Source organism: Nodularia sp. UHCC 0506 (assembly GCF_034931045.1).
GTDB lineage: Bacteria > Cyanobacteriota > Cyanobacteriia > Cyanobacteriales > Nostocaceae > Nodularia.
This window is the reverse complement of record NZ_JAYGHH010000043.1, coordinates 25,059-49,594: the sequence shown is the minus strand read 5'-3', so window position 1 is coordinate 49,594 and position 24,536 is coordinate 25,059. Positions and strand designations below refer to the sequence as shown.

Annotated in this window: 24 protein-coding genes and 1 pseudogene; 11 read left to right on the top strand and 14 right to left on the bottom strand. The window is 41.1% G+C overall.

Annotated features, from left to right (window positions below):
* The 8 genes and pseudogenes from VB654_RS19550 to VB654_RS19515 form a co-directional block, all read right to left on the bottom strand.
* On the bottom strand, nt 1-673 hold a 673-nt coding region (locus VB654_RS19550; protein WP_323215469.1), incomplete at its 3' end, for a chromate transporter.
* 96 nt (nt 674-769) lie between these two features.
* Nucleotides 770-2,185, bottom strand: coding sequence for a two-component system sensor histidine kinase RppB (gene rppB, locus VB654_RS19545; protein ID WP_323215468.1), 1,416 nt, complete (start codon nt 2,183-2,185; stop codon nt 770-772).
* A gap of 50 nt (nt 2,186-2,235) precedes the next feature.
* Nucleotides 2,236-2,928 (bottom strand): annotated as a pseudogene (gene rppA, locus VB654_RS19540) (two-component system response regulator RppA).
* A gap of 249 nt (nt 2,929-3,177) precedes the next feature.
* Nucleotides 3,178-3,756, bottom strand: a complete 579-nt coding sequence (locus VB654_RS19535) for a Uma2 family endonuclease (RefSeq protein ID WP_323215467.1) — start codon at nt 3,754-3,756, stop codon at nt 3,178-3,180.
* A 48-nt stretch (nt 3,757-3,804) separates the two neighbouring features.
* A complete protein-coding gene (locus VB654_RS19530) occupies nt 3,805-4,284 on the bottom strand; it encodes a hypothetical protein (RefSeq protein WP_323215466.1) in 480 nt (159 codons plus the stop codon).
* A 106-nt stretch (nt 4,285-4,390) separates the two neighbouring features.
* Nucleotides 4,391-7,516 (bottom strand): efflux RND transporter permease subunit, encoded by a 3,126-nt coding sequence (locus tag VB654_RS19525; RefSeq protein ID WP_323215465.1) that lies wholly within the window; start codon nt 7,514-7,516, stop codon nt 4,391-4,393.
* A gap of 41 nt (nt 7,517-7,557) precedes the next feature.
* On the bottom strand, nt 7,558-9,132 hold the full coding sequence (locus VB654_RS19520; protein ID WP_323215471.1) for an efflux RND transporter periplasmic adaptor subunit: 1,575 nt from the start codon (nt 9,130-9,132) through the stop codon (nt 7,558-7,560).
* A 194-nt stretch (nt 9,133-9,326) separates the two neighbouring features.
* On the bottom strand, nt 9,327-10,004 hold the full coding sequence (locus VB654_RS19515; RefSeq protein ID WP_323215464.1) for a DUF305 domain-containing protein: 678 nt from the start codon (nt 10,002-10,004) through the stop codon (nt 9,327-9,329).
* A 209-nt stretch (nt 10,005-10,213) separates the two neighbouring features.
* Between VB654_RS19515 and VB654_RS19510 the strand changes: the two genes are divergently transcribed.
* Complete coding sequence (locus tag VB654_RS19510) at nt 10,214-11,350, top strand: HhoA/HhoB/HtrA family serine endopeptidase (protein ID WP_323215463.1); 1,137 nt, start codon at nt 10,214-10,216, stop codon at nt 11,348-11,350.
* A 135-nt stretch (nt 11,351-11,485) separates the two neighbouring features.
* On the opposite strand, the gene VB654_RS19505 is transcribed toward VB654_RS19510, so the two are convergent.
* On the bottom strand, nt 11,486-11,791 hold the full coding sequence (locus VB654_RS19505; protein ID WP_323215462.1) for a hypothetical protein: 306 nt from the start codon (nt 11,789-11,791) through the stop codon (nt 11,486-11,488).
* 233 nt (nt 11,792-12,024) lie between these two features.
* Here VB654_RS19505 and VB654_RS19500 point away from each other — a divergent pair, with 233 nt between their 5' ends.
* Nucleotides 12,025-13,152 carry a site-2 protease family protein gene (locus tag VB654_RS19500; protein WP_323215461.1) on the top strand — a complete coding sequence of 376 codons (1,128 nt, stop codon included), beginning with the start codon at nt 12,025-12,027 and terminating at the stop codon, nt 13,150-13,152.
* A 29-nt stretch (nt 13,153-13,181) separates the two neighbouring features.
* Here the strand turns inward: VB654_RS19500 and VB654_RS19495 are convergent, their stop codons facing one another.
* Nucleotides 13,182-13,571: a hypothetical protein gene (locus tag VB654_RS19495; RefSeq protein WP_323215460.1), complete on the bottom strand. Its 390-nt coding sequence runs from the start codon at nt 13,569-13,571 to the stop codon at nt 13,182-13,184.
* A gap of 726 nt (nt 13,572-14,297) precedes the next feature.
* On the opposite strand from VB654_RS19495, the gene VB654_RS19490 reads away from it, so the two are divergent.
* The 7 genes from VB654_RS19490 (at nt 14,298) to VB654_RS19460 (ending at nt 20,713) form a co-directional block, all read left to right on the top strand.
* Nucleotides 14,298-14,648, top strand: a complete 351-nt coding sequence (locus tag VB654_RS19490) for a phage holin family protein (RefSeq protein WP_323215459.1) — start codon at nt 14,298-14,300, stop codon at nt 14,646-14,648.
* Nucleotides 14,649-14,717: 69 nt separating this feature from the next.
* Complete coding sequence (locus tag VB654_RS19485) at nt 14,718-15,512, top strand: superoxide dismutase (RefSeq protein ID WP_323215458.1); 795 nt, start codon at nt 14,718-14,720, stop codon at nt 15,510-15,512.
* An 11-nt stretch (nt 15,513-15,523) separates the two neighbouring features.
* Nucleotides 15,524-16,120 (top strand): DUF2459 domain-containing protein, encoded by a 597-nt coding sequence (locus VB654_RS19480; protein ID WP_416235699.1) that lies wholly within the window; start codon nt 15,524-15,526, stop codon nt 16,118-16,120.
* A 155-nt stretch (nt 16,121-16,275) separates the two neighbouring features.
* A complete protein-coding gene (locus tag VB654_RS19475; protein WP_323215457.1) occupies nt 16,276-16,704 on the top strand; it encodes a hypothetical protein in 429 nt (142 codons plus the stop codon).
* A gap of 394 nt (nt 16,705-17,098) precedes the next feature.
* Nucleotides 17,099-18,463, top strand: coding sequence for a magnesium transporter (gene mgtE, locus VB654_RS19470; protein ID WP_323215456.1), 1,365 nt, complete (start codon nt 17,099-17,101; stop codon nt 18,461-18,463).
* A 108-nt stretch (nt 18,464-18,571) separates the two neighbouring features.
* A complete protein-coding gene (locus tag VB654_RS19465) occupies nt 18,572-19,930 on the top strand; it encodes an APC family permease (RefSeq protein ID WP_323215455.1) in 1,359 nt (452 codons plus the stop codon).
* 144 nt (nt 19,931-20,074) lie between these two features.
* Nucleotides 20,075-20,713, top strand: coding sequence for an SAM-dependent methyltransferase (locus VB654_RS19460; RefSeq protein ID WP_323215454.1), 639 nt, complete (start codon nt 20,075-20,077; stop codon nt 20,711-20,713).
* 60 nt (nt 20,714-20,773) lie between these two features.
* On the opposite strand, the gene VB654_RS19455 is transcribed toward VB654_RS19460, so the two are convergent.
* The 4 genes from VB654_RS19455 to VB654_RS19440 form a co-directional block, all read right to left on the bottom strand.
* Nucleotides 20,774-21,913 carry a tyrosine-type recombinase/integrase gene (locus VB654_RS19455; protein ID WP_323215453.1) on the bottom strand — a complete coding sequence of 380 codons (1,140 nt, stop codon included), beginning with the start codon at nt 21,911-21,913 and terminating at the stop codon, nt 20,774-20,776.
* Nucleotides 21,914-21,917: 4 nt separating this feature from the next.
* Entirely contained in the window at nt 21,918-22,415 is a 498-nt protein-coding gene (locus VB654_RS19450; RefSeq protein WP_323215452.1) for a hypothetical protein, read from the bottom strand.
* Between the two features lie 2 nt (nt 22,416-22,417).
* Nucleotides 22,418-22,732 (bottom strand): hypothetical protein, encoded by a 315-nt coding sequence (locus VB654_RS19445; RefSeq protein ID WP_323215451.1) that lies wholly within the window; start codon nt 22,730-22,732, stop codon nt 22,418-22,420.
* 75 nt (nt 22,733-22,807) lie between these two features.
* Nucleotides 22,808-23,206: a hypothetical protein gene (locus tag VB654_RS19440; RefSeq protein WP_323215450.1), complete on the bottom strand. Its 399-nt coding sequence runs from the start codon at nt 23,204-23,206 to the stop codon at nt 22,808-22,810.
* A 730-nt stretch (nt 23,207-23,936) separates the two neighbouring features.
* Here VB654_RS19440 and VB654_RS19435 point away from each other — a divergent pair.
* Nucleotides 23,937-24,152, top strand: coding sequence for a hypothetical protein (locus VB654_RS19435; protein ID WP_323215449.1), 216 nt, complete (start codon nt 23,937-23,939; stop codon nt 24,150-24,152).
* A 5-nt stretch (nt 24,153-24,157) separates the two neighbouring features.
* Nucleotides 24,158-24,328 (top strand): hypothetical protein, encoded by a 171-nt coding sequence (locus VB654_RS19430; RefSeq protein WP_323215448.1) that lies wholly within the window; start codon nt 24,158-24,160, stop codon nt 24,326-24,328.
* The last annotated feature ends 208 nt before the right edge of the window (nt 24,329-24,536 follow it).

Sequence of the window (24,536 nt, the reverse complement as noted above, 5' to 3'; positions counted from 1 at the left end):
TATAATACTCCTGAATCCGTTCTAGTCCCCAAAAGCTAGACAATGCCAATGTATCAGCAGATACAGTTGCCAGTGTTTTGGGCAGCATCTGTATTATGGGTAAAAAGGGAACTAGCCAAGCACTGGTACGATTTGATGGAGTGTACAGGATTAACCCGACAATACCTGCTAAGAGGAATTGCAATAGAATATTAACTTGAAATAGCCAGGTGACAAGTAGCACAGTTAAAGCGATAGCTACTCCTTTTCCATCCGTAATAGCCCGTTTTGCTAACTTCCAGCAAAATCCAAAGATGATCGCAATCACAACAGGTGTCACCCCTAAAAATAAATCATCAATCTGTGGTACACCCTGAAACCGAAAATATGCCCAAGATAGAGTTAGAACCATCAAAAAAGCAGGCAAGATAAAACAAATACCCGCTACTAAAGCCCCCAATTGTCCCGCCCGTATATACCCAGTATAAATTCCCATTTGCGTAGAAGCCGGCCCCGGTAACATCTCGCAAACGGCCACTCCTGCCAAAAATTCTTCTTGGGTAAACCAGCCTCGCCGCACGACCGCTTCATCATTTATCATGGCAATGTGAGCTTGAGGCCCACCAAAGCCAATCAAGCCTAGCTTGAGAAAAAGTTGAGCAAGTTCAAGCAATCGATGCGATAGATTAGGCATGAAATTAACCCCAAAAACAGGTAAGTTTGAGTAAGTTTTAGATCACAATTTTGCTATTTTTCGGCAATTCAACCTAAAATGGGAAATTGGCTGTGGCTAATGGCGATCGCTCCAATTCAACGTAATATAATTTGAATAGTTCGTAACTAGGCGAACAAAATTTTTCTTATGGCTATTCTCGAAAGGTAATTTTACAATAAATTTACTACCGATGTTTAATTCACTATGTATGTTTATACTGCCATTGTGTGCATGAACAATTGCTTGAGCGATCGCTAATCCTAATCCTGAACCGCCAGTTTTCCGAGAGCGATCGCTATTAACTCGATAAAATCTATCAAAAATTCGCGGAATCTCTGATTGTGGAATACCAATACCTGTATCCTGCACCTGAATTACAGCATCATGGTCATTGCGACCTAAACCAATAGTAACTTTTCCCCCGGCTGCTGTGTATTGAATAGCATTAAAAATTAAATTAGAAAATAGGCGATAAAGCTGATCTTCATTACCCATAACATTGAGAGATGCAGACATTCCGACCTGAGAAATTAATTTTATATCAGAGGCGATCGCTAATGCTGCAAATTCCTCAATTAAGTCACTAATAATATCATTCAAACAACACAAATTATATTGTATAGATACAGCTTGACGGTCTAAACGAGTCAGCAGTAATAAATCTTTCACCAAAGTTGTGAGTCGTTGATTCTGACGTTGTATAGTTTTCAGAACGTCCCGCGCCTCCGCCGTATCCAGTTGGGACATAAACAGCGTTGATTCTATCGTCGCCTGTGTTGCGGCTAAAGGTGTGCGTAACTCGTGCGCTGCATCGGCTGTAAATTGTTGCACTTGTTGATATGAAAGATAAATTGGCTGCATAGCTAAACCTGCTAACCACCAACTAGCAAAACCCACCAAACCCAAAGCTATGGGAAAAACCAAAGCCAAAGTTAATTTTATCGTTTCCAAATATGTATTAAAATCTTCAAGACTTCGCCCTACTTGGATATAACCCCAATCGCGATTATCTTGAGTGTGCAGAACAAAAGAAATTTGTTGATAAACAACACCTTGATTGTCCTTCAGACTTTGCCAACTTTCTTGATTAAACTCAGAAGATAATCCCTTCGGATAAGTACCAGCAATAGCAATCAAACGTCCAAAATTATCAAAAAACCGCACATAATAATTACTTTGATTAATAGCACTTAAAACATGACGATGAGAACTTAACTGTACTTGAATACAACCTTCACTAACTGTACAAATATTAGGCAAAAGTTGCTTCATGACCAGTGACAACTTTCCTGGTTCCTGTAACTTCAGTTCAATACTATCATGCAAAGTTCCCGCCACAGATTCCAATTCACGATTTAAAGTTACCCATTGAGTATGAGAAAGCACCCTATAAACCCCATACTCACACAGACTAAAAATCACAGCCATCACCAGCGCATACCAAAAACTCAAACGTAACCGCGTCTGCCGAAACAGCTTATTATCATTCATAAAGTCAAATTATATTCAGCCCTAGCAATTTATGTTCGCCCATAAATTTATCAATTAAAATTAAACCGATATCCCAAACCATGTAAAGTTTCAATCATATTCTCACATCCACCATTAACCAACTTCCGCCGCAACAAACGCATTTGAGCCGCCACCACATTACTAACAGGTTCCGCACTCACTTCCCAAAGCTGATGACGAATTTGTTCAGTAGTTAGAATTTGGTTTGGGTGCTTCATAAAATATTCTAATAACTGAAACTCCTTATAAGTCAGAATAATTTTCTGACAATTTCCCACAGCATCTTGACTACAAACTACATTATTACCGTAATCTAAAGTTAGATTACCAACGGTTAACTTTTGGGGTTGAAATTGAGGCGACCTTCTTTGCAAAGCGCGTAACCTTGCTAACAATTCCGCCATCCCAAAAGGCTTAACTAAATAATCATCTGCACCTGCATCTAACCCAGTAACTTTATCTTCCATGCTGTCTTTAGCTGTCAGCATCAAGACAGGTAGAGAATTCTGGCGTTTACGCAACCTTTTACACAATTCTAACCCGGAGATTTTAGGTAACATTCAATCAAAAATAGCTAAAGTATACTCAGTCAAGCTATCTTCTAAATATGCCCATGCTTCATCTCCGTCAATTACCCAATCAACTAAATATTTATGTTGAGTAAGAGTTCGTTTAATAGCAGCACCTAAATCCGGTTCATCTTCGACAAGTAAAACCCTCATTAGCCTTTTATTGATGTAAAAATCGGTTGTCAATTTCAAGTTATTGTAGGTTGGGTAGAATGAGTGAAACTCAACAAATCTGCCCAAATTTTTAACCTACACTGAATTGTATTATGGCAATTCCTATTCAAGTGAGGTACAAGCAGTAATAATTAAACGCAGATGGACGCAGATAATTTTGTACTTTATTAGATTAGGAAATGCTATAGGGAAGAAAGGACTAAAGTCCTTACTACGAACAAATGCCTGTTATGCTAAAATTTGTTGTAAATTTAAAGTAAAACCGGGAAGCACTTCTTCACCTGATAAACTTTTAGGAGATTGTAAAATTTCTGGTGGTTGATGAGGACGATAAATTTCTACTTGTTGGTTGTGGGGATTAATTAACCAACCAAGTTGTAAACCATTGGCTAAATATTCCCGCATCTTGGCTTGAGTATTTGATAAATCATCAGTTTCAGAAACCAATTCTACAGCAAAATCAGGACACAAAGGCAGAAATTTCTTTCTTTGCTGGGGAGTGAGACTATCCCATTTTTCCATTCTTATCCAAGCAGCATCAGGAGAACGAGTTGCACCATTAGGAAGTTTAAAACCAGTGGAAGAATCAAAAGCTTTACCCAATTTATATTGACGGTTCCAAAACCATACTTGACCTAATAAATCAAAATTCCGGTTTCCCGTTTCTCCCCCAGTAGGTGACATGATAACTAATTCCCCTTCAGCAGATAATTCCAAACGCAAATCCTTGTTAGCAGCCACAACCTGGGCAAATTCGTCATCAGTAAATTGCAAATGATTAGGTAATTGTAAAGTTAAAGCGCTCATAATTACTTCCTCCAGCCTCTAAAATATATGAACTGCATCTTCTAACCATTATCGGTTAAAACTAAAACGCCCGTTCACTTTTTCGTCATTAACATCTGCGGTAATTCTGACTTGATATTGTCCTGACGCTTGTTCATTCAGCATAGCTGTATAGTGTTTACCTTCAGCATCATAAGTAAAAGGAAGAGTTTGTTCCGTACCATTAGGTGTTTGAATTTGAGCCGTCACCTTAGCATCAAGTACAGTTTCGTGAGTATCACCAGTCAGCAAATATAAATCTAAGTGACTTCCCCCAGCTTCTTTGTCAGCTAAAAATTCTAAATGATAGTTTCCGGTTTCCACAACTTGACCACCTTTACTTGCGCCATGCTCGTTATTTGATTTCGCTACAGGCGCAGCAGCAGGAGTTTCAGCGCTGGGGGTAGCTGAAGTTTCTGTGTTAGCTACTGGATTAGTATTACTACAAGCACCGACAAAAAGCAGTCCTGTACATCCTAAAACAATCAAATTTGATGTTATTGATTTCATTGATTTACTCCTTTGAAATAGATAAATGAAAGTTCGTAGTCAGGGCTTTAGCCCTTTACTAACTTGAAAAAAAGCGATAAATCGCTTACTACAAACAAAATTTTTTTTACAAAATTACTTGTACAGCTTTACCATTTTCCACATTTACAGAAGGGTGTATTTGCTTAGGAATCAGAAACTTACCAAATTGAGCATACAAAGCAGGTAACACCAGCAAAGTTAAAGCTGTAGAAGTAAACAAACCACCCAACACAACCACAGCCAAAGGCTGCAAAATTTCCTTACCAGCACCAGTACCAATCACCAAAGGAACCATTCCTAAAGCGGAAGTTAAAGCTGTCATTAAAATAGCAACTAAACGCTCCATTGAACCTTGAAAAATCACTTCCTTTAAAGGCATTCCCTCCGCCAACTTGTGATTATAATTATCTACTAACAACAAACCATTACGTGTAGCCACCCCAAACAAAGTAATAAACCCCACCAACGAAGCCACAGAAATAATCCCGCCTCCTAACGCAATAGAAAAGATACCCCCCACCAGTGCAAGAGGTAAATTAACCATAATCATCAACATAGCGACAATAGATTTAACAGCAAAATACATTAAAACAGCAATAATTACAAATGCTATGCCCCCAAATAACAGTAGATTTGCGGTGGCGCGTTGTTCCGATTCAAATTGTCCGCCGTATTGGATAAAGTAACCTGTGGGTAACTGTATTGACTGGCTGATTTGGGTTTGAATCTCATCTACCACAGAACCTAAATCTCGACCAGATACGTTTGCAGATATGACTATCAAACGTGAAACATTTTCGCGGTTAATCGTATTCGGTCCAGTCCCATATTCTATACTGGCGACTTGAGCGAGGGGGATTTTTTGACCTGTGGGAGTATCTACTAATAAGTTACGAATAATGTCTAAATTATTGCGTGATTCTGGCTGTAACCACACCACCAAATCAAATAATTGTTGTCCTTCCAGCACTTGAGAAACAACTCGCCCATTCAGTGCTGTTTCTAAGGTATGACTCAAATTACCTACAGTTAAGCCATAACGGGCGGCGGCTTCTCTGCTAAATTTAATTTGCACCTGTCGAATAGGGACTTGGGGTTCGAGTTGTAAATCTACCAGTCCGGGAACATCCCCCATGACAGTCTCTACTTCTGACCCCAAACGGCGCAATTCTGGTAAATCAGGGCCAAATATTTTCACTGCGATCGCACTTCTTACTCCTGATAATACCTCATCCATGCGGTGGGAAATAAAACCGCCAATACTGGGCGCAACTCCGGGTATCTTAGCAAACTCAGCCCGTAGCTTCTCAATACTGGCTTCCCGATTCTGCAAACCCTCATCACTGAGTTCCACATCTAAGTGACCCAAATTCACCCCCCCAGCATCTGCATCACCAGGGGCGCGTCCAGACCTTAACTGCACAGTTTTAAATCGTGTGTCGTCCTTGAGTGCATCCTGTAAAGCAAATCCCACTTGATTAGTCGCTTCCAGGGAACTTCCAGGATAAAGCACCATTGCATTTACTAAAGATGATTCCTGAAATTCTGGTAAAAACACCCGTCCCAAAGTCGGCAAAATTACCAAAGAGGCAATTAAGGAAGCTGTAGCTACAACTAAAATAACCTTGGGAAAACCCATAGCAAAATTGAGGAGAGGACGATAAAAGCGCTGGGTTAAAGCACTCACCCAAGTGTCATCTGTGGGTAGTTGTCGATTTGCTAGTAAAATCGCGCAAAGTGCCGGGGATAGAGTCATGGCGACAAAAGTTGAAGCCAAAATTGATACCAAATAGGCGATACCCATCGGCGCAAAAATTCGACCTTCCACACCTGTGAAAGTGAAAATAGGTGCAAAGACAACGGCAATAATTACTGTAGAAAAAATCACACTAACTCTCACAGCCACAGAGGTATCATAAACCACCTTAAAAGGATGCACCGGATTTTTGGCTACTTGGTTCTGGCGTAAACCTCGGTAACAATTTTCCATGTCCACAATGGAGTCATCCACCACCGAACCAATGGCTACGGCTAAACCTCCCAGTGTCATAGTATTGATACCCTGACCAAACCAGCCGAGAATCATCATCCCAATTAATACTGATAGAGGAATGGCGCTTAAAGTAATGATGGCGGTGCGCCAATTCATTAAAAACATTAACAGGATAATGCAAACGATAATTATGCCATCTCTGAGGGAACTGGTAACATTTTGAATCGCAGATGTAATAAAGTTTTCTTGGCGAAAGGTTTCTGTAACTGTGATATCTGCGGGTAAGCCAGCTTTCACTTCTGTCATCGCCTGTTCGATGGCTTTAGTAACTGTGGGTGTATCGTTTTGCGGTTGTTTGTTAATCAGAACTACAACGGCTGGTTGACCATCCAAACTACCATCCCCACGCTTTAAACCTGCACCAATGCGAACATCTGCCACATCTTGCAGTAACACAGGTGTATTATTACGAGAAGTTATAGCCGATTTCCCCAGTTCTTCAATAGACTCAATGCGCCCCAATCCCCGAATAATTAGCTCTTGGTCTGGATTTGTCAAAAAACCACCCGCAGCGTTAACGTTAGCTTCCCTAGTGGCTGCTGTGACTTCATCTAAGGTGACGTTAAAGGCTTGCAGTTTGGCAGGATTTACTAAAACCTGATATTGACGCACATCTCCACCATAAGCAATCACTTGGGAAACTCCAGGAACAGCTAGTAGGCGATTGGTAATATCTCTGTCTACTAAGCGCCGTACTTCCATAAGTGGGAGAGTTTTGGCGGTGAAGGCGTATTGTAAGACTGTGGCGATGGGGGAAGTAATGGGGGAAATTTGCGGGTTTTCTACACCTTCTGGGAGTTTTTGTTGTGCTTGTTGTAACCGTTCTGTTACTAGTTGTCTGGCTTGATAAATGTCTGTGTTCCAGTTGAAGATGACTTTGACGACGGATATTCCTACTGCTGAGGCGGAACGGACGGTTTCTACTCCTGGTGTACCGTTGACTGCGCTTTCTATGGGTAGGGTGATGAGGGTTTCTATTTCTTCTGGTGCTAGTCCTGGGGCTTCTGTTTGAATTTCTACTTGGGGTGGGGCGAAGTCGGGGAGGACATCTAGGGGCATCTGGGTGAGGTTATATACTCCTAAGCAGGTGATGATGACTGCTCCGAGGACTACTATCCAGCGTTGGATTATTGACCATTTGAGGATTGTGTTTAGCATGGAGGAGGCAGGGGGCAGGGGGCAGGGGGGAAGAATTTGGGCTATGAACACAATTTTTCTTTTTTATCTTCCTCATCTCCCCCAGTTTCAAAATTGGTTGCTGGTAGTAAATGCGACTGGCGGCGGTGTGTCCAGAAGGCTCCTGTGATGAAGGCTAAACAGGCGATCGCACTTCCTCCAATTAGCATCAGCCACGGTGGTAAAATTGATGTTGTGATCACAGGTGTGTGTTCGTGTTCTGCTGTTGTGGTGGGATTTCCACCCCGCAAGGATTGAGCATACAGTTGGGGCGCACGTTGCGTAACTATTATGTCTCCTTCAAATAAACCAGTTTTAACTTCTACCATGTCGCCGGAGGTTTGACCCAAGGTGACTTCTACTGGTTGATAGGCGTTACCGTTTTGTATATATACTTGTTTGATATTATTGGCTTCCACTACAGCTGAACTGGGTATAGCTAAGATGGGTGTAGATGTTTGGTCTGTGAGAACTTCTAATTCTGCAAACATCCCTGGTTTCAGGATTCCTCCTGGGTTACTAATTTCAGCTTTCACAGGGATAACTCGCGTTTCACCTCCGACCACAGACCCCATCACGGTAATGCGCCCGGTAAATGTCTGGTCAGGTAAAGATGCAATTCTGACTAATATCTGTTGTCCGTTTCTGACTTGCTCTAAATCTTTTTCATATATATTCGCCGTTGCAAATACCCGACTGTCGTTAACAATCGTCATCAGTTTGTCACCAGCATCCTGGAAGGATTGACCAAGGGTAACTTCCCGGTTTGCAACTGTACCAGAAATTGGGGCTGTAATTGTGACTAATCCTTTAGCATTACCACGAATACCTAATTGTTGCAGCCGAGTTTCATATATATTATTACTGAGACTCACTCGTGATTTAGCTACTTCCACAGCAGCTTGGGCGCGTTGGACTTGATTTTGAGCCGCAATCACATCACGACTGCTGTTAGCTGTAGCTAGTTGTGATTTAGCTTGAGCCAGTTGAGTTTGGGACTCTAAAGCATTACGCTGTGGTAAAGCCCCCGCATCAGCTAATTCTTGGTCTTTGCTGTACTTTTCTTGAGCAAAAGCGATTTGAGTTTGAGCTTGAGCGATTTCGGCGGCGGAAATTTCCTGCAAGCGAATATAATTTTGTTGAGCCAACTTTAAATCAGCTTGGGCTTGTTGTAACTCCGCCCGACCTTGTGCCAACTTTTCCTCAGACTCCACCCGCAGCGATACCAACTCAGGGCTAGAAACCACAGCCACAGGTTGACCACGTTTAACTACAGTCCCAGGTTCGACCAATAACTCTACCACTTTCGCCCCAGCAATAGGAGTAGTCACTTGGGCTTCTTGACTAGGTAAAGTTTCTATCTGTCCAGTAGTTTTAATACTCACAGCTAATGGCTGGCGTTTCACTGGTTCAACTTTAATACCTAGCCGTTGAGAAGTTTCAGCATCAACTTGAATTGGAGTTACAGAAGGAGTAGCATCACCTCCACTATGAAACTCATCACCATGTCCAGGATGAGCAACAACTACTACAGGACGAGCCAATAAAAACAGACTCAGCACCGCTAAAAATGCTGGAGAACGCAGAGAATTAAGCATCACAATCAAAAATCCTCATACCATTTTTTACTTCCTTCTTCCTTCTTCCTTCTTCCTTCTTCCTTTGTGACCTTTGCGTACTTTGTGGTATGCGCTTCGCGCACGCTACGCGAACGTTCTTCTTACCCATCAAAATTGTGCAAGTTGAATGCTCAACAGCTTATAATCCAGCGCACATTTATACACAACAGAAATTACTTGTTATACCAAGCTTGTCGCCACTGCTTCATTTGATTAATTTCCGTTTCTTGCGCCTTAATAATCTCCTCAGCCAATTTCTTAATTTCCGGGCGCTGAGACTTCTGCAAAGCATCTTGAGCCATAACTAAAGCCCCTTCATGGTGAGGAATCATCCCATTGATAAAGCGCAAATCAAACTCAGCATCAGCCGCACCCAAATCCATGCTCATCATCATGGTTTGCTTTTGCTCAGGTGTCATCTCCATCATGTGACCCATTTCGCCATGATAAGCCATGACTTTATCCCCAGCGTTGGGATACCAAGCTGTTCGCCACTGCTGCATTTGAGCAATTTCTTGGTTTTGGGCTTTAATGATGTCATCTGCTAACTTTTTCATTTCAGGACGTTGTGATTTTTCCTGTACATCCTTAGCCATAACCACCGCCCCTTGATGGTGAACAATCATGCCATCAATGAACCGTAAATCATAACTTGCATCGGCTGGCCCTAAGTCAATTGCATGATCCATACCACTGTGCGGCATTTGCTGCCTATCGCTTGTTTCGGTTACAGTCGTATTGGGGTTGGCATTTTCGGAACTTGTTGTGGAACAAGCCGTCAAAATTCCGCCAGTTAGAGATGTCAGCACTACAAAGCTCAACGTCAAAAATTTATTTTTCAAAATTTGCATAATTCTTATCCACAAGACATGACTCCGATTATATGATCAACTCTCTAGTTAACTAGAGAGTCAAGCTGTGCAGTGATGTTTAACCCACTATTAAGCATGGCAGACAAAGATGAAACCAGGATGAAATGCTGCTATTCCCTAACTACAATAGAAGATAAACATCTCCTCAAGGTGATTGGGAATTAATTCCTAGTCCCAGAGCATTGACTATGAAACGACTTCTCAAGCAATCGGCTTTTTGCTTATTTTTACTCGTAAGTGGATGTAGTACCCCTATTAAAGATGTTAGGAATATTCAACAACCACTAGACCAAAACTTGTTAGCGAAATCAACCGCTAATTCTGATGTAAACTCAAATGTCAGTTATGCCACACGGGTTGTGCAACAAGTAGGCCCCGCAGTGGTGCGAATTGACTCTACACGCATTGTAGCAATATCTCCTAACCCTGTCATAGAAAGATTTTTTCCCGGACAATTGCCCACTCAAGAAGAAGTGCAAGATGGTCTTGGCTCAGGGTTTATTACTACTACTAATGGTTTAATTTTTACTAATGCTCATGTGGTAGCAGATGCGGATAAGGTAACAGTTTTATTGAAAGATGGTCGCAGTTTTCAAGGGGAAGTAGTGGGTGCTGACTCTGTTACTGATGTTGCCGTTGTTAAAATTGAAGCTGCGGAATTACCAGTAGTCAAGCTGGGTAACTCAGATAATTTAATGCCGGGAGAACCTGCGATCGCCATCGGCAATCCTTTAGGATTAGATAATAGCGTCACCCAAGGAATTATCAGCGCTACACAGCGTTCTGTAGCGGCATTAGGTGTACCAGCCGAACGAGTTGACTTTATCCAAACCGATGCAGCCATTAATCCCGGTAACTCTGGCGGCCCTTTGCTGAATGCTCAAGGTGAAGTAATTGGGATGAACACTGCTATCATCGAGGGAGCGCAAGGGTTAGGTTTTGCTATTCCCATTAATACTGCTCAACGAATTGCAGAACAATTAATCGAAAAAGGACGAGTAGACCACCCTTACATCGGTATTCAAATGGCGCAGTTAAGTCCTGAATTACGTGAGAAAATTAATCAAAGTAATGTTGGTATTACCATTACTCAGGATAGGGGTATCATTATTTTAGGAGTCGTCCGCAACTCACCTGCTTCTCGTGCCAAAATGCGTCCCGGTGACATTATTGAAAGTATTAATAATGTAGCTATTCAAGATATCAAGCAAGTACAGCAACAAGTAGAAGCTACCAATATTGGTGAAACTATGCAAATTACTATCAATCGGGATGGTAGCAGACAACAAATCACACTTCAACCAGAAGCTTTACCCACAAAATAGCAACGTTGCTGTATACAGTTCAAAATAATTCATTCCCTCCTCCTGCAACAAGCTCGAAACCCTTGATTTATCGTTAAGAGGTAGGGAATAGTGTAAAAAGTTACATTCGCGTAGTTAAATCCAGCGAGTAGGTGACTACTGTCCCATTGTGCGGTTCATTGCGCCTTCCCCCGGTTTATTGTTCTGGTCGTTCATCATCCCAGGCATATTACCATTGTTCATCATTGTTTCCATCTTTCCCATCATTGAGTTGCACCGCTCCATCATTTGGTTCATCTGTGCTTTTGTTGGCGTTGTTTGTGATTGAGCCAAAGTTGTCTCAGATGTAGAAGATGTTTCAGATGGATGACGGTGTGCAAACACTGGAATCGCTGTCAGCCCCAACAGTGCTAGACCAGCCACAGTGGAGCGAATTATTGTTTTCTTAGTGGGTGTAGACATATTTGCTACTCCTTGATTATTTTTTTGATCTCCTGAACCTATTCTAAACTCTCTAGTTGACTAGAGAATCAAGGGATTAATAAAACTTGTTTCTTCACCCTCAAGAGGCTAACCCCAAAGATACATCTCCACTCTCTATCGTTTGCTAGAGGCGGAAGTAATTACATTTATTTATACTTATCGTGATATTTGTTACTCATTAACCTCATCCTATTGCACACTTGCCTGAAGCTATGCAAGGTTTTCGTCTTGGTTCTATTTTCGGGTTTGAAATCCGAGTAGACTTGTCTTGGTTATTAATTTTCTTCCTCGTTCTGTGGACTTTAAGCGCGGGTTTATTCCCCACGAACTATCCAGGATTTAACAATGCTACTTATTTTGGCATGGGTCTAGTAGCAACATTACTATTTTTTGCATCGCTGCTGGCACATGAACTTTCTCACTCTTTCGTCGCCAGGGCTAAAGGAATTCCCGTCGAAGGTATCACCCTCTTTATTTTTGGTGGAGTTTCACGTACCCGCATGGATGCCGAAACTCCTGGGGATGAGTTCCAAATAGCTGGGGTGGGGCCTCTTATAAGTCTGTTACTGGCTGGCTTTTTCGGCTTGATTTGGTATGTAGGCGTAAATGCTGGTTGGAGTGTAGTCTTCACAGGTGTTTTTGCTTACCTGGCTGTGATTAATCTAGCTTTAGCTATCTTCAATATGCTCCCAGGCTTTCCCTTAGATGGTGGTCGCGTTTTTCGTTCGATTATCTGGAAGTATACTGGCAATCTCAAAAAAGCCACAAAAATCGCCTCTAACGGGGGAAAATGGCTGGCTTATCTGTTAATTGCTTTCGGTGTTTTGGAAATGTTTGGTGGGGCAATTTTAGGTGGACTATGGTTAATTCTCATTGGTTGGTTCTTGTATAGTGCCGCAGAAGTTAGCTATGAACAGCTTTTGCTTCGCACCAGTTTAGAAGGAGTACGGGCGCAAGAAATCATGACTCCTTATCCTGAAACTGTCAGTCCTGACATGAATCTCCAAGAGTTGGTGGATACATACTTTCTGAGTCGTCGCTATCATTCTTTTCCAGTCGCACAAGACAGTCATCCTGTAGGCCTTATTACCTTAACTCAGGTCAAGGATATTCCTAGAGAAGAATGGAAATATCGCACTGTCCAAGATACGATGATTCCTACAGAAAACGGTGTAACTGCCAGTCCAGATGAGCCAATGTCTAAAGTATTGCAAAAAATGCAAGATTCAGGAGTCCTTCGTGTATTGGTGATTCAAAATGGCTTACTTAGAGGCATTATCACTGCCAATGATTTAGCTAACTGGTTACAGCGACAAAGAGAATTAGGTCAGATGACTTAACGATTGATTAAATGGAAATCATCAATACCTTATTTAAAGAGGCTATTTGGCAAAAATTTGCCATTTTTAGGCGAATATTCGGAGCAATTTTGCGCTTCTTCGGTGAGGACAAGAGAAGGGTTGACTGCACATTTGAGATAATGATTATTGGCATAAAAGCGACAGTTTTTACATGGTACTTTATGTGCAGCATTGCCAGAAAAAACCATTTTATTGTCTAAGAAAGTCCGAATTTTTTGCAATACTAAGAAAAAAATTACCCAACTGAATAGCAAGGCCACAGGAGATAAAGTTAAAGCTATATTGGGAATATCTAAGCCATCTGGTTGCATTTGCTCTTGTTTGACTTCACTACTAGTGACTTGAGAAAAATTTCTATTTTCGGCTATTTTTTTTAGCAAAATTGGCTCAACAGACATCTTCTTTACCCTCAATTACATAAAATATGTTGATTTTTGAGACAAAGTTAATTGGTGATTTGAGAATAGCCATAAAATTTGCTCGGCATTTATCGGCGGTTAATTATTGATTTATGAGACTTTTGCCGAAAATTAAATTAGCAAATAATGATAAGTTTTGAAAACGATAAATTACCCAATTAAAACCAGTTTTTACTGGCTGAGTTGAAATAAAAAATACCAAGCCAATAGTACTGCCGTGAAGTCAAAATTTAAAAAGCTGATCAAATAGGCCTTTCCTTGACTTCAAATAATTGCGCTATTTCTGCCAAACTGTACTAGGCAAAAAGTATATTTTATGTTTGAATATTAAACTGTTATCTCTTAATCTTTGTTTAGCATATTTTTCATAACGTTTGTAATCCTTGAAAGAAATAAAATGCAGATAGTTATTATTATTTTGTCCTTGTTTAACTAAATTATGGATATTGATTATGCTTCAATTATATATTTAGCAAAATAAATTTTATCGTATATCTGTCGATAGTTTTGTTGAGAAACTTTGATTATATACCTAAAGATATATATTAATGAATAGGCTTAAAAGCTGACTTGTTCATGCTAAAATTGACCAGAATCAAGACTAAAATTTGACTTGCACAGAAAATTACAATTATTGTCTATTTATTTTTTCAAGACAAAAGTAGAAATAATTTTTCATCAATTAAATATACTGAGGAATGATTAATGTTGAACCTTCTTCTAGCTTGGTTAGTTACAACAATCAGTTTTCTAATTATTTCTAAAATTCCTATAGGCATTGAAATTGATAGTTTTGGTAAGGCAGCTATTTCTGCGGCTGTTTTCGGAATATTGAATGCAATTTTGCTCCCAATTCTGAGTTTAGTGACATGGCCTGCGATCATTCTGAGCTTCGGATTATTTTTCTTTGTGTTAAATGCGATTATTTTTGCTTTGGCGGCTGCTATAGTTCCAGGTTTTACTCTCAGATGGGGCTTTTGGAGTGCTTTGATTGGCTCGATTGCTTTGGCAGTTGTGAATTCAATTCTCTTGGCTCTTGTCAGAACAGGGGGTTAGAATAGTGGTTAAATAACAGCAAAATTATCCTTCTCAATCGTACAAACGTTAATAGTGGTGTGAATAGTTATGTCCAAATTTATCCGGGAAAAAATTGCCTTTTTATTCACAGGTGTGCTGCTGGCAATTCTGCTAATTTCTTGTCAAGCCGTACCCGTAGCTGAATCACAATCTCCTCAAGCAACCCCCACTGCTACAACGTTTCCCCCCGTAGCTTCTCCTGATGGCGAACTGAGTGCTAGTCCAGCAAAGCTACCAATACTGCCCTATGATTATGCAGCATTAGGAAAAGCTATTGATGCCGAAACGATGAAACTACATCATGATGGACACCATGCTAGTTATGTGAATAACCTGAATGATGCTCTCAAACAAGAACCAGATTTGCAAGAAAGTAGTGTGGAAGCTTTGCTACGGGACTTAAATAAGGTTCCAGAAAATATTCGGACAAAGGTACGTAATAACGGTGGTGGTCATCTTAACCACACAATTTTCTGGCAAATTATGAGTCCTGATGGTGGTGGAGAGCCGACGGGGGAAATTGCGGCGGAAATTAATCAGACTTTTGGCAGTTTTGATGAGTTTAAAAAACAGTTTAATCAAGCTGGAGGCGATCGCTTCGGTAGTGGTTGGGTATGGTTAGTGCGTAACCCCGCCGGAGAACTGCAAATAGTTACCACAGCTAATCAAGATAACCCGATTATGGATGGTGCATATCCGATTATGGGTAATGATGTCTGGGAACACGCATATTACCTGAGATATCGCAACCGCCGGGCGGAGTATTTAAATAATTGGTGGAATGTGGTGAATTGGCCAGAGATTAATAAGCGATCGCTTGTTTCATTGCAGTCAGGTAGTTAGAAAAAAGCGGTGTGAGTATTTTTCGGCGGATATCTCTATTTATGCTGGCAATACTAGCTTCAATTTCACTAGTTTTGATTGCCGCCCCCGCAATTATTATCCCCCCAGTTGACCCTGTGGAGCCAGTGACTGTTTACGTACTTGATTTAGGTTTACATTCAAGATTGGTTTTACCTGATGGAGATAACGGACTAATTCAGTATGCCTACGGTGATTGGCATTATTTTGCCTTAAATCAGCAAGATTTGGCTAGTGGAATTGCAGCGCTGCTGATTCCCACTCAGGGAACTTTCGGCAGAAGAAAATATCAGAATATTGCCCAATTGCAGCAGACGATAACTAATGATGTGAGTGTTCTAAATTTTGCCGTGGCTAGAACTAAAGCAACACAACTACAAAAATCATTGGATCAACGCTTCCAGCAAAATATTGCCACACAGATTTTTAATCCCCTGAATCAAATGAATTTTGTTCAAGATGACCTGGACTATACCTTATATCACAACAGTAATCACGAATTAGTCATCTGGCTACAAAATTTAGATTGTCACATTCAGGGTTTTGTACTGTTAGCTGATTTTCGATTAGCAGATCCAGAGAAGAAGTAGAAAATCTCCCAAGGCAATTTAGGCTTTACTAAACATCACTGCTGGTGATGATGAAAGAATTTATGAACAAAAATAAAGCTGGAAATAAGTGGGTTTATTTTTATTAAAATGAAGCTGGGTATTGTTTGATTTTTGCAACCTGGGGGAATAAAATCATGAATGTGGGATTTTTTCACAGAATTCCAGTGCTGCCCCTGGTACTTCTTTGGATAGCTTATGCTCTATTGGGGTGGTATCTTGCTGCTCATCACATTGTTTGGTTGGCGGGAGCTTTTGTCGTCGCTGTCACTTTAGCCATTGTGAGAAAAACTATTGTTTGGTTAGAGCAGTTAGTTGCGTTTGGCTCTAGAATTTTAGTTGTGGTTTTATTTCTCAGTTTATCGGTCGCTTTAGTGGAAACTTGGTCAATATTTTTTAGCCTTTTTCTCATACCCATAGCAACTACGTTTTTAGCTGACTTAGAAATGCGTTTTGCTGGTTTCAACAAAACTGATTCCTTTTGGGTTTTAACTATTTTAGCCCTGTGCGGTTTGGTAGTGGGTGAATTGATTGATATTTTACTTTTGCCCAGTAGCAGATTTTAGCTGCAATACCTTATTTAGTTATATATGACTTGCTAACTCGGCTAATTTTAATATAGTTAGTTCTTCCTTATCAAGATAATAATAATAACAAATCATCAAGCAATTGTCAACTCCCTATACTCTATTTATGGATTGAACTAAAGAAAAAAATTAGAGGTTTTCCAAAATACGCTTCTGAGGATCAATTTCGACAAAAATCAGTTTGATAGTGGAACTTGGTGGACTTGAAAGTACTTATGCACTCAGTCCGTCAGGGAGTAAAATATAAAGTTGCTTTGGATTAAGTGGCGAAAAACTGCTATGAATAGCCTTGATAGGGTGAAAAAATGTCACACTTGGTCACAGTAAAAGCAAATTAGCTTTCAAGAACACTGCGTTTATCATTAGTTCAGATATGCAAAGCAGATCCCGACAAGAGTTACAAGACCTAGTGCGTGAGCAGCTGCGAGTGTTACTTGAACAAAAAAACTTTCAGGGTGCTAAAGCTTTGTTAGTTCCAGTTCAGGTTGCAGATATTGCCGAGTCCATTGATGGTTTACCAGAGGCTACCCAAGCGATCGCTTTTCGGTTACTTTCAAAAGAAGAGGCTATAGAAGTCTTTGAATACCTCGATCCCAGTGTCCAACAAACGCTACTGGAAGATTTCAAGCGTCAGGATGTACAAGAAATCGTTGATTATATGTCACCGGATGACCGGGCGCGCCTGTTTGATGAACTCCCGGCGAAAGTTGTGCGGCGATTATTAGAACAACTCAGTCCAGCTGAACGGGATGCAACGGCTCTGCTTTTAGGTTATGCGCCTAACACTGCGGGGCGGATTATGACTCCTGAGTATCTGTCACTGAGGGAAAATATTACGATTAATCAGGCACTAGCGCAAATTCGTTCTTTGGCTAACTTAAGAGAAACTATTTATTATATATATGTAACTGATGATGCTCGCCGCTTAACGGGAATTCTTTCCCTGCGGGATTTAATTTTAGCGCAACCAGAGCAAACAATTGGCAGTATCATGACCCGTGATGTGGTATTTGTCAATACTGGGACTGACCAAGAAGAAGTAGCCCGGACAATTCAGCACTATGACTTTGTAGCCATTCCTGTAGTAGATGCGGAACAGCGTCTAGTAGGGATTGTGACGGTGGACGATGTGCTGGATATTTTAGAACAAGAAACCACAGAAGATATCTATAAATTAGGTGGTGTCGAATCTGGTGGTGATAATTATTTTCAAACTAATTTATTTGCTGTTGCCCGGAAGCGGGTAGTATGGTTATTTGTGCTGTTGATAACTAATAGTGCTACGGCGGCGGTAATTACTAACCAAGAAGATATTTTAGAAAAAGTAGTGGCTTTAACTGCCTTTATACCCTTGTTGATTGGTACAGGTGGGAACGTGGGAGCGCAGTCTTCAACTGTGGTAATTAGGGGTTTAAATACCGAAGACGTGCGCCCTAGTGAAGCTTTAAATATTATCAAACGAGAAGCGATCGCAGGGGTACTGCTCGGAGGTATGCTAGGTGCTGTGGTTATAGTCTGGGCTTACTTCTTGCAAGGTAATCTCTTTGTCGCCCTGGCTGTAGGTATTAGTTTATTGTCCATTTGCATTTTAGCCTCAGTTTCTGGTTCTGCGCTGCCATTTTTATTCCGTGCTATGAAGCTAGATCCGGCTTTGATGTCAGCACCTTTTATTACCACTGCTGTGGATGTATTGGGAGTATTTATTTACCTGAATGTAGCGAGATTAATTTTAGGATAATAGCAGCAGTCGCAACCGCAAAAATATTCCAGAATTTGAAGTTTTGCAGTCTTGGATATACTGAGAATGGTTCTGCGCTCGGTATGCTCAACACAATGAGGTATGAATGTGAGTAGTCAGGAAAACTACAATTTAGTTGAGTCGGGAGCGACAACTGAAGCCGGATCTCCCAAATCATTGCTGACATTATCCGACGCAGTAGCGCTGATTGTCGGTGTTGTCATTGGGGCGGGAATTTTTCAAACTCCGGCATTAGTGGCAGTTCAAGCAGGTAGCGATCTAGTTGTACTGCTGTTGTGGTTCACTGGTGGCTTGGTATCTCTAGTGGGGGCTTTGTGTTATGCAGAGTTAGCCACAACTTATCCCAATGTCGGCGGTGTCTACTATTATCTCAAGCGTTCATTTGGGCGGGGAGTCGCCTTTTTATTTGCCTGGGCGCGGATGACTGTGATTCAAACAGGTTCAATTGTGCTGTTGGCATTTGTCTTTGGCGATTATGCGACTCAGATATGGCGCTTAGGTACGTTTTCATCTTCTATTTATGCAGCCGTGGCCATCGCTTTATTAACTGGTTTAAATATCCTTGGTTTAAGACAAGGTAAGTGGACACAGAACTGGTTGTCTCTGGCTAAGGTTCTGGGTTTATTGCTAGTAGTAGTTTTGGGATTAACTACCCTCCCTAACTCTACAGTCTCTACAGAACCTACATCATCAGGTAATTGGGGATTGGCGATGGTGTTTGTACTTCTGTCTTATGGTGGCTGGAACGAAGCAGCGTATATTTCAGCAGAAATGCACAATAAACAACGCAACATTCTGCGATCGCTACTTTGGAGTATTGGCATCATCACTAGTATTTACCTGCTGATTAATTTGGCTTATCTGCAAGGATTAGGTTTATCAAACATGGCCGGATCAGAAGCCGTCGCCGCCGATTTGATGCGCTCGATTTGGGGCGAACCAGGAGCCTTATTTATCAGTCTGTTAATTGCAGTTTCGACCTTGGGAGCAATCAACGCCACAATTTTCACCGGTGCGCGGACTAATTACGCTTTAGGTCAGGATTTTTCCCTGTTTAGTTTTATGGGGCGCTGGCAAAAAAGCCACAGTACTCCCATCGAAGCCTTTTTGTTACAAGTGGCGATCGCCTTAGCCTTGGTTGTATTAGGCACGATTACGCGCGGAGGCTTTGAAACAATGGTGGATTATACCGCCCCCGTTTTTTGGTTATTCTTTCTGCTTTCTGGTGTATCGCTGTTTGTACTGCGAATTCGGGAACCAGAAATAGCACGCCCTTTTCGTGTACCATTTTACCCCTTGACACCGTTATTTTTTTGTGGGTCGTGTAGCTATTTGCTTTACTCTAGCTTGGCTTATACGGGTGTAGGCGCAGTTGTCGGGGTTTTAGTGGTAGCAGTAGGAATCCCTGTGTTGTTCTGGAATCACCATCACCAAGGGAGAGTTTGAGGAATTAATGAGAGGCGGGTTCCAGCAGTGAGTCTGTTGTCCCTCGAAATTCTGCATAAACCCACCCGTAAGTGAGTAGGGAATGGGCAATGATTGAAAACTGATCACGGAATTATCACACGTTATAGAGAAAGGAAAAAATTGATGAATCACAAAAAAATCCTGTTCTTATTGGCCACAGGAGTGAGTCTGACAAGCTGGGGATTTGTCGGATGTACGCAGCAAGCACCGAATGTGGAAGCAGAAGCCCCAGAAACATCAACTTTAGCAGGACAAACCGAAACCACAACTCAACCCCAAGAACGTCCGGGTGATGTGCCTTATGTGCCAACACCACAGCCAGTGGTAGATGCGATGTTGGAAGTAGCAAAAGTGGGCAAAGATGATCTACTTTATGACCTTGGTAGTGGTGATGGTCGCATTGTCATCACAGCTGCCCAAAAGTATGGTACGAAAGGTGTGGGTGTAGAAATCAACCCCGAACTGATCCAGGAAGCGAATACAAATGCACAGACAGCAGGAGTAAGCGATCGCGTAAAATTTGTACAGCAAGATTTGTTTAAGTCTGATTTTAGTGAAGCCACAGTAGTCACACTTTACCTCCTACCTGATATCAACCTCAAACTCCGGCCTCAACTATTACAGCAACTCAAACCGGGAACGCGGATTGTTTCCCACGCTTTTGATATGGGCGAATGGGAACCAGAACAAACATTGGATGTGGATGGCCGGACAATTTACTATTGGGTTGTTCCCGAAGAAGTACCCGCTAATTTGAAGTAAACCTATTACCGACCGCATCCGCTAGAATTTTTTAGCGGTTTTTGAGTAGAAATTGAGTAGTCAGAAGTCCGGGCAATCGGATTTGCTGACTACTGGATGGCAGTAGTAGGTCAAGACAGTTTGCACATCATCACCAAGCCAATAAGCAACTTTATCTATGGTCGATCCAGTTGCGATCGCCCAAGTCGCAAAAGTATGGCGACAACTGTAGAGCTTGAGATAAGGAATTAAATTTTGGTCTGCTAACTCCCTGACCACGCCCGGATATAAATAATTGTTTACCCGGTAGCCCCTCCAAAATTTATCTAAAATCCTCGGACTTAATTGTTCACCAGTCGGGATAGTGAAAACTAATTCATCAGCTTTTGGCTGTCGCGATCGCATTTCGAGCAGCAGGCTTTGGAGCTTGCCACCAGTGGCACAAGGGAAAATTCTCCGCTTCCCATTCTTGGTTCCCTTGGTTCGCTTGATGCGGTTTGAGTAGCTTTTGCTAATGGTGATTTTAGTGCAGTCTGGAGAAATGTCACCCCAGCGCAAAGCGATCGCCTCGCCAGGACGACACCCACTCCAAAACAGAAATTTTATAATTTGACTGTAATAGCTATATTTTTTGTGATTCTCAAAAGCAGAAATTATCAAATCTCGCTGTTCTAGTGTATAAGCCGCAATTTCTTCTTGACTCGATTTTTTCTGTTTAGGTAACTTCATTTTTTGAAAAGGATTATCTGAAATTAATTTTTCGTTAATTGCCCAATCATGACAGCGAGACAAGTCAGCTATAACAGTTCGCGCTGTGTGATAACTGTATTTTTCTAAAAGATAATCTTTTATATCTATTTCTGAACCGTTGGGCAGTGCTGCAATTACACGCGATGTAAATCCATAATTTCTGTGAATTGTGGATTGCTCTAAAAATTGTTCTTTAAAACGAGTAAATTTATTCCACAGTTCTAATAAAGTATATTTATTTGATTGTGTAATTAATTTTGGTTTTTTATTGCCAAATTTGTACCGTTGAAGTGTTGAGTCAAACTCATCCAATGAAATTTCACGCTGAATTAATTCCCAGCGTGAATCTACTATTGCTCTATTTGATTTATTACCTTTTAGTCCGGTACTTAAATAAAATTGTTTATCAAATCCCTTGACTCGAAATCTGATAATTAATTTATTTGATTTCGGGTCAAGGAGTACAGCCATGATTTTATTCTTCAGCGTCAGCTATCGAGAAGTCCCCTTTGTTGTCACGGTGGATATTAACGTAAATCGTTCGCTGTTCTGCTTGCAATATCTGTGCTTCATCCTCATCTTGAGTCCCTTCGTATACAGCTATCAATGCAGCAACGCCTACGCAATATTCACCGCTATCTGCATCTGAATCGCTTATGAATGAACCTGTAATTGTATTTTGTGTAACTTCCGACCAAGTGTAACTTCTGTCATCTGGAGGAGCAAAACCGCTTACCCCTTCACAGGTAGTATCATCTTCAGGGTCGCCCCACTCCTCCCAGTAGTAAACTATCTGTCCAACCGGTGCATAAACATCGGTTACATAATTTTCTGCAAATGTTTTGAGCTTCTCGTGTAATTGAAATTTGTATGGTTCAGTCATTATTTTTTTTGTTCCGTATCTCTTGTTGTACCCATGAAAAATTCCCCATTCCTGATAGTGATTAGGGTTTAGAAGAATTTGTACTTTCATTTTTAAAAACTATGGTCTTCATCTGACATTGGTTCTTTACTCAATAATTTAAGTATTTTTGCAGCCAAAAATGAACGGTCATAGTGTGGCAATCCTGGGGAGGATAGCATTGCTAGTAAGCATCCAATTTCTTGCTCTAGACAAGTTTGTAGTTGCAAGTACGGCAATAAAACAAGAAGACATCGGGCATAAGCTCTAATATCTTTGTGTGTTAAAACAGGTGAAATTTCTTTACCTGCAAGTACCTCATCATTAGATGCAACACGCTTTAAGATGTATTTGAAACCTGATGTGTTGCCATCAAAACCAAAAATCATGGGCTTGTTTGGTGTACAATGTGAACGAGGAAATTACCGAATCGCGATTGACAGAGACAATCGCGATCGCCTTTTTTAAAGAATGTTCACTTGCGGCTGTTCAAAGGTGGACATAAAATACCCAGGCATCATGCGATTTAAACGCTGTGCGTGAGCTTCTGCATCGCCTCTGAATCGATAACGAGCAACACATCTCCATCCACCAGCTTCAATCTGTTGCATGACTAACCAGGGGTTATATTCATGGTCTTTTGTATCTATTGGTTTCATTTTTGAATTCCAATTGTTGTTAATTTGACGGCTGCACTGCTGAACAGCGTGAAGTGCCGCAAGCAAGCTGAATTCAGGGTTGTAAAGACCCTGACGAACTATGTCTGCGTAATGCTGTGATTGCAAAACGCGCTGCAAGGTAGACTCAAGCATCAGCAAGTCTTTTGAGATATCTGCATTTATTGGCAGGATGTCTGCATTCATCTGCCACTACCTCTAAAAAAAGTAATTTCCATTTGCTATTTAGTAATGAACTTTTAAGCAGTTGTCTAGGCGTTTAGCCCAGGCTTTAAGCGCAACAATTCTATTGACGCGTTGCTTTTGGTGGTAAATGTTGGATAATCTTTTACTTTTAGTTTTCATCGATTTAGTTTGGGATGAATGGTAAAGGTTATCCAATTGCTCCACAGGATTTCAGAGAAACCAAAAGGGCATAAGTTTCCCTCTGATGCGCCATCAAAGCGAAGGTATAGTTTCCAGAACTTAACCTCTAACGTTCCATTGCTGGTGATTGTTAGTTTCATATTTGTGCGGTTGTAAACGAGTTGAAAATTTGCCTGTATTATTTAGATATAGGCAAACTAAAAAAGACATTTGTGTTATTTTGTGCGGTTGTAAACGAGGGGTTTGTTAGCTAATGTTTGCCTCCAGTAATTTTGTTAATTGTTGAATTTCTCCACGCAAGGTCTAGGCGTGGGTGCTTGCTCCGAATTATTGGGGTGTCCTGCGGGGGCGGTAAATTTGGCAGGTCTTTTTTCTTGGGGGCTGCCATCTCTCCAAGGTTTGATTTTTCGCCAAGTGCAGGAGGGAGCTTGTAGTTTTGTATTGACTAAACTAATGCTAGTATAATGCAATGACAAAACTTGTCAAGGGTTTTGTGTGTGCAAAACGTTTTTGTATATATAAAATGAAGGTAATCTTATAGTGAAAGCAGATGCCAAGGCCAAGAGAACTAGCAGAGGATGCAAAAACAGTCAGCTTGAGAATGAGTCCTGCGGACTGGGACAACCTAGAAACAATGGCTCTCAGTATGGGACTGAGAGACAGATCATCATTGCTTCGGCTGATCGCTCAGGAGAAAATAGCTCTAGGGCAAGTCACCCGCCAGAAGGCTCAGATGCTGGGAAAATACTCCAGCGCCTCGAATTAATCGAGTTGTCCTACCTTGAACACATTGATGCATATCAGTCCCGACTAGAGGCGCGTCTGGATGATAGCCGTACTCACAAGCAACAATTTTTACGCCAAGTAGCAGAATTGAAACAAGAGATATATAACTTGGCGACTGAAGACCCGGAACACATTGATAACGGACATGAACAATAAAGCGGCTTCACCTATTTGGTGAACCGCCTTTTTTCTGCATAAAAAATTCACATGAATTAAACATTAAAAATTAATTCATGTGAGCTACATACGGAATTTGACAATAACTATTTACTGCATCAATTGTAGCAACACGAGGCAAAAAAAACTCTAGATATTACTAGAGTATCTACACAAGCAAAAAAATGAAACTAAATTTTCCAGGGAC

Coding starts and splice junctions, on each gene's coding strand:
- VB654_RS19535 (WP_323215467.1), bottom strand. CDS start 3,756: ATGAGCGCTTTAACTTTACAATTACCTAATCATTTGCAATTTACTGAT.
- VB654_RS19485 (WP_323215458.1), top strand. CDS start 14,718: ATGTCCAAATTTATCCGGGAAAAAATTGCCTTTTTATTCACAGGTGTG.
- VB654_RS19445 (WP_323215451.1), bottom strand. CDS start 22,732: ATGATTTTTGGTTTTGATGGCAACACATCAGGTTTCAAATACATCTTA.
- VB654_RS19490 (WP_323215459.1), top strand. CDS start 14,298: ATGTTGAACCTTCTTCTAGCTTGGTTAGTTACAACAATCAGTTTTCTA.
- VB654_RS19520 (WP_323215471.1), bottom strand. CDS start 9,132: ATGCTTAATTCTCTGCGTTCTCCAGCATTTTTAGCGGTGCTGAGTCTG.
- VB654_RS19455 (WP_323215453.1), bottom strand. CDS start 21,913: ATGGCTGTACTCCTTGACCCGAAATCAAATAAATTAATTATCAGATTT.
- rppB (WP_323215468.1), bottom strand. CDS start 2,185: ATGAATGATAATAAGCTGTTTCGGCAGACGCGGTTACGTTTGAGTTTT.
- VB654_RS19500 (WP_323215461.1), top strand. CDS start 12,025: ATGCAAGGTTTTCGTCTTGGTTCTATTTTCGGGTTTGAAATCCGAGTA.
- VB654_RS19510 (WP_323215463.1), top strand. CDS start 10,214: ATGAAACGACTTCTCAAGCAATCGGCTTTTTGCTTATTTTTACTCGTA.
- VB654_RS19435 (WP_323215449.1), top strand. CDS start 23,937: ATGCCAAGGCCAAGAGAACTAGCAGAGGATGCAAAAACAGTCAGCTTG.
- VB654_RS19475 (WP_323215457.1), top strand. CDS start 16,276: ATGAATGTGGGATTTTTTCACAGAATTCCAGTGCTGCCCCTGGTACTT.
- VB654_RS19505 (WP_323215462.1), bottom strand. CDS start 11,791: ATGTCTACACCCACTAAGAAAACAATAATTCGCTCCACTGTGGCTGGT.
- VB654_RS19525 (WP_323215465.1), bottom strand. CDS start 7,516: ATGCTAAACACAATCCTCAAATGGTCAATAATCCAACGCTGGATAGTA.
- VB654_RS19440 (WP_323215450.1), bottom strand. CDS start 23,206: ATGAATGCAGACATCCTGCCAATAAATGCAGATATCTCAAAAGACTTG.
- VB654_RS19460 (WP_323215454.1), top strand. CDS start 20,075: ATGAATCACAAAAAAATCCTGTTCTTATTGGCCACAGGAGTGAGTCTG.
- VB654_RS19515 (WP_323215464.1), bottom strand. CDS start 10,004: ATGCAAATTTTGAAAAATAAATTTTTGACGTTGAGCTTTGTAGTGCTG.
- VB654_RS19450 (WP_323215452.1), bottom strand. CDS start 22,415: ATGAAAGTACAAATTCTTCTAAACCCTAATCACTATCAGGAATGGGGA.
- VB654_RS19495 (WP_323215460.1), bottom strand. CDS start 13,571: ATGTCTGTTGAGCCAATTTTGCTAAAAAAAATAGCCGAAAATAGAAAT.
- mgtE (WP_323215456.1), top strand. CDS start 17,099: ATGCAAAGCAGATCCCGACAAGAGTTACAAGACCTAGTGCGTGAGCAG.
- VB654_RS19530 (WP_323215466.1), bottom strand. CDS start 4,284: ATGAAATCAATAACATCAAATTTGATTGTTTTAGGATGTACAGGACTG.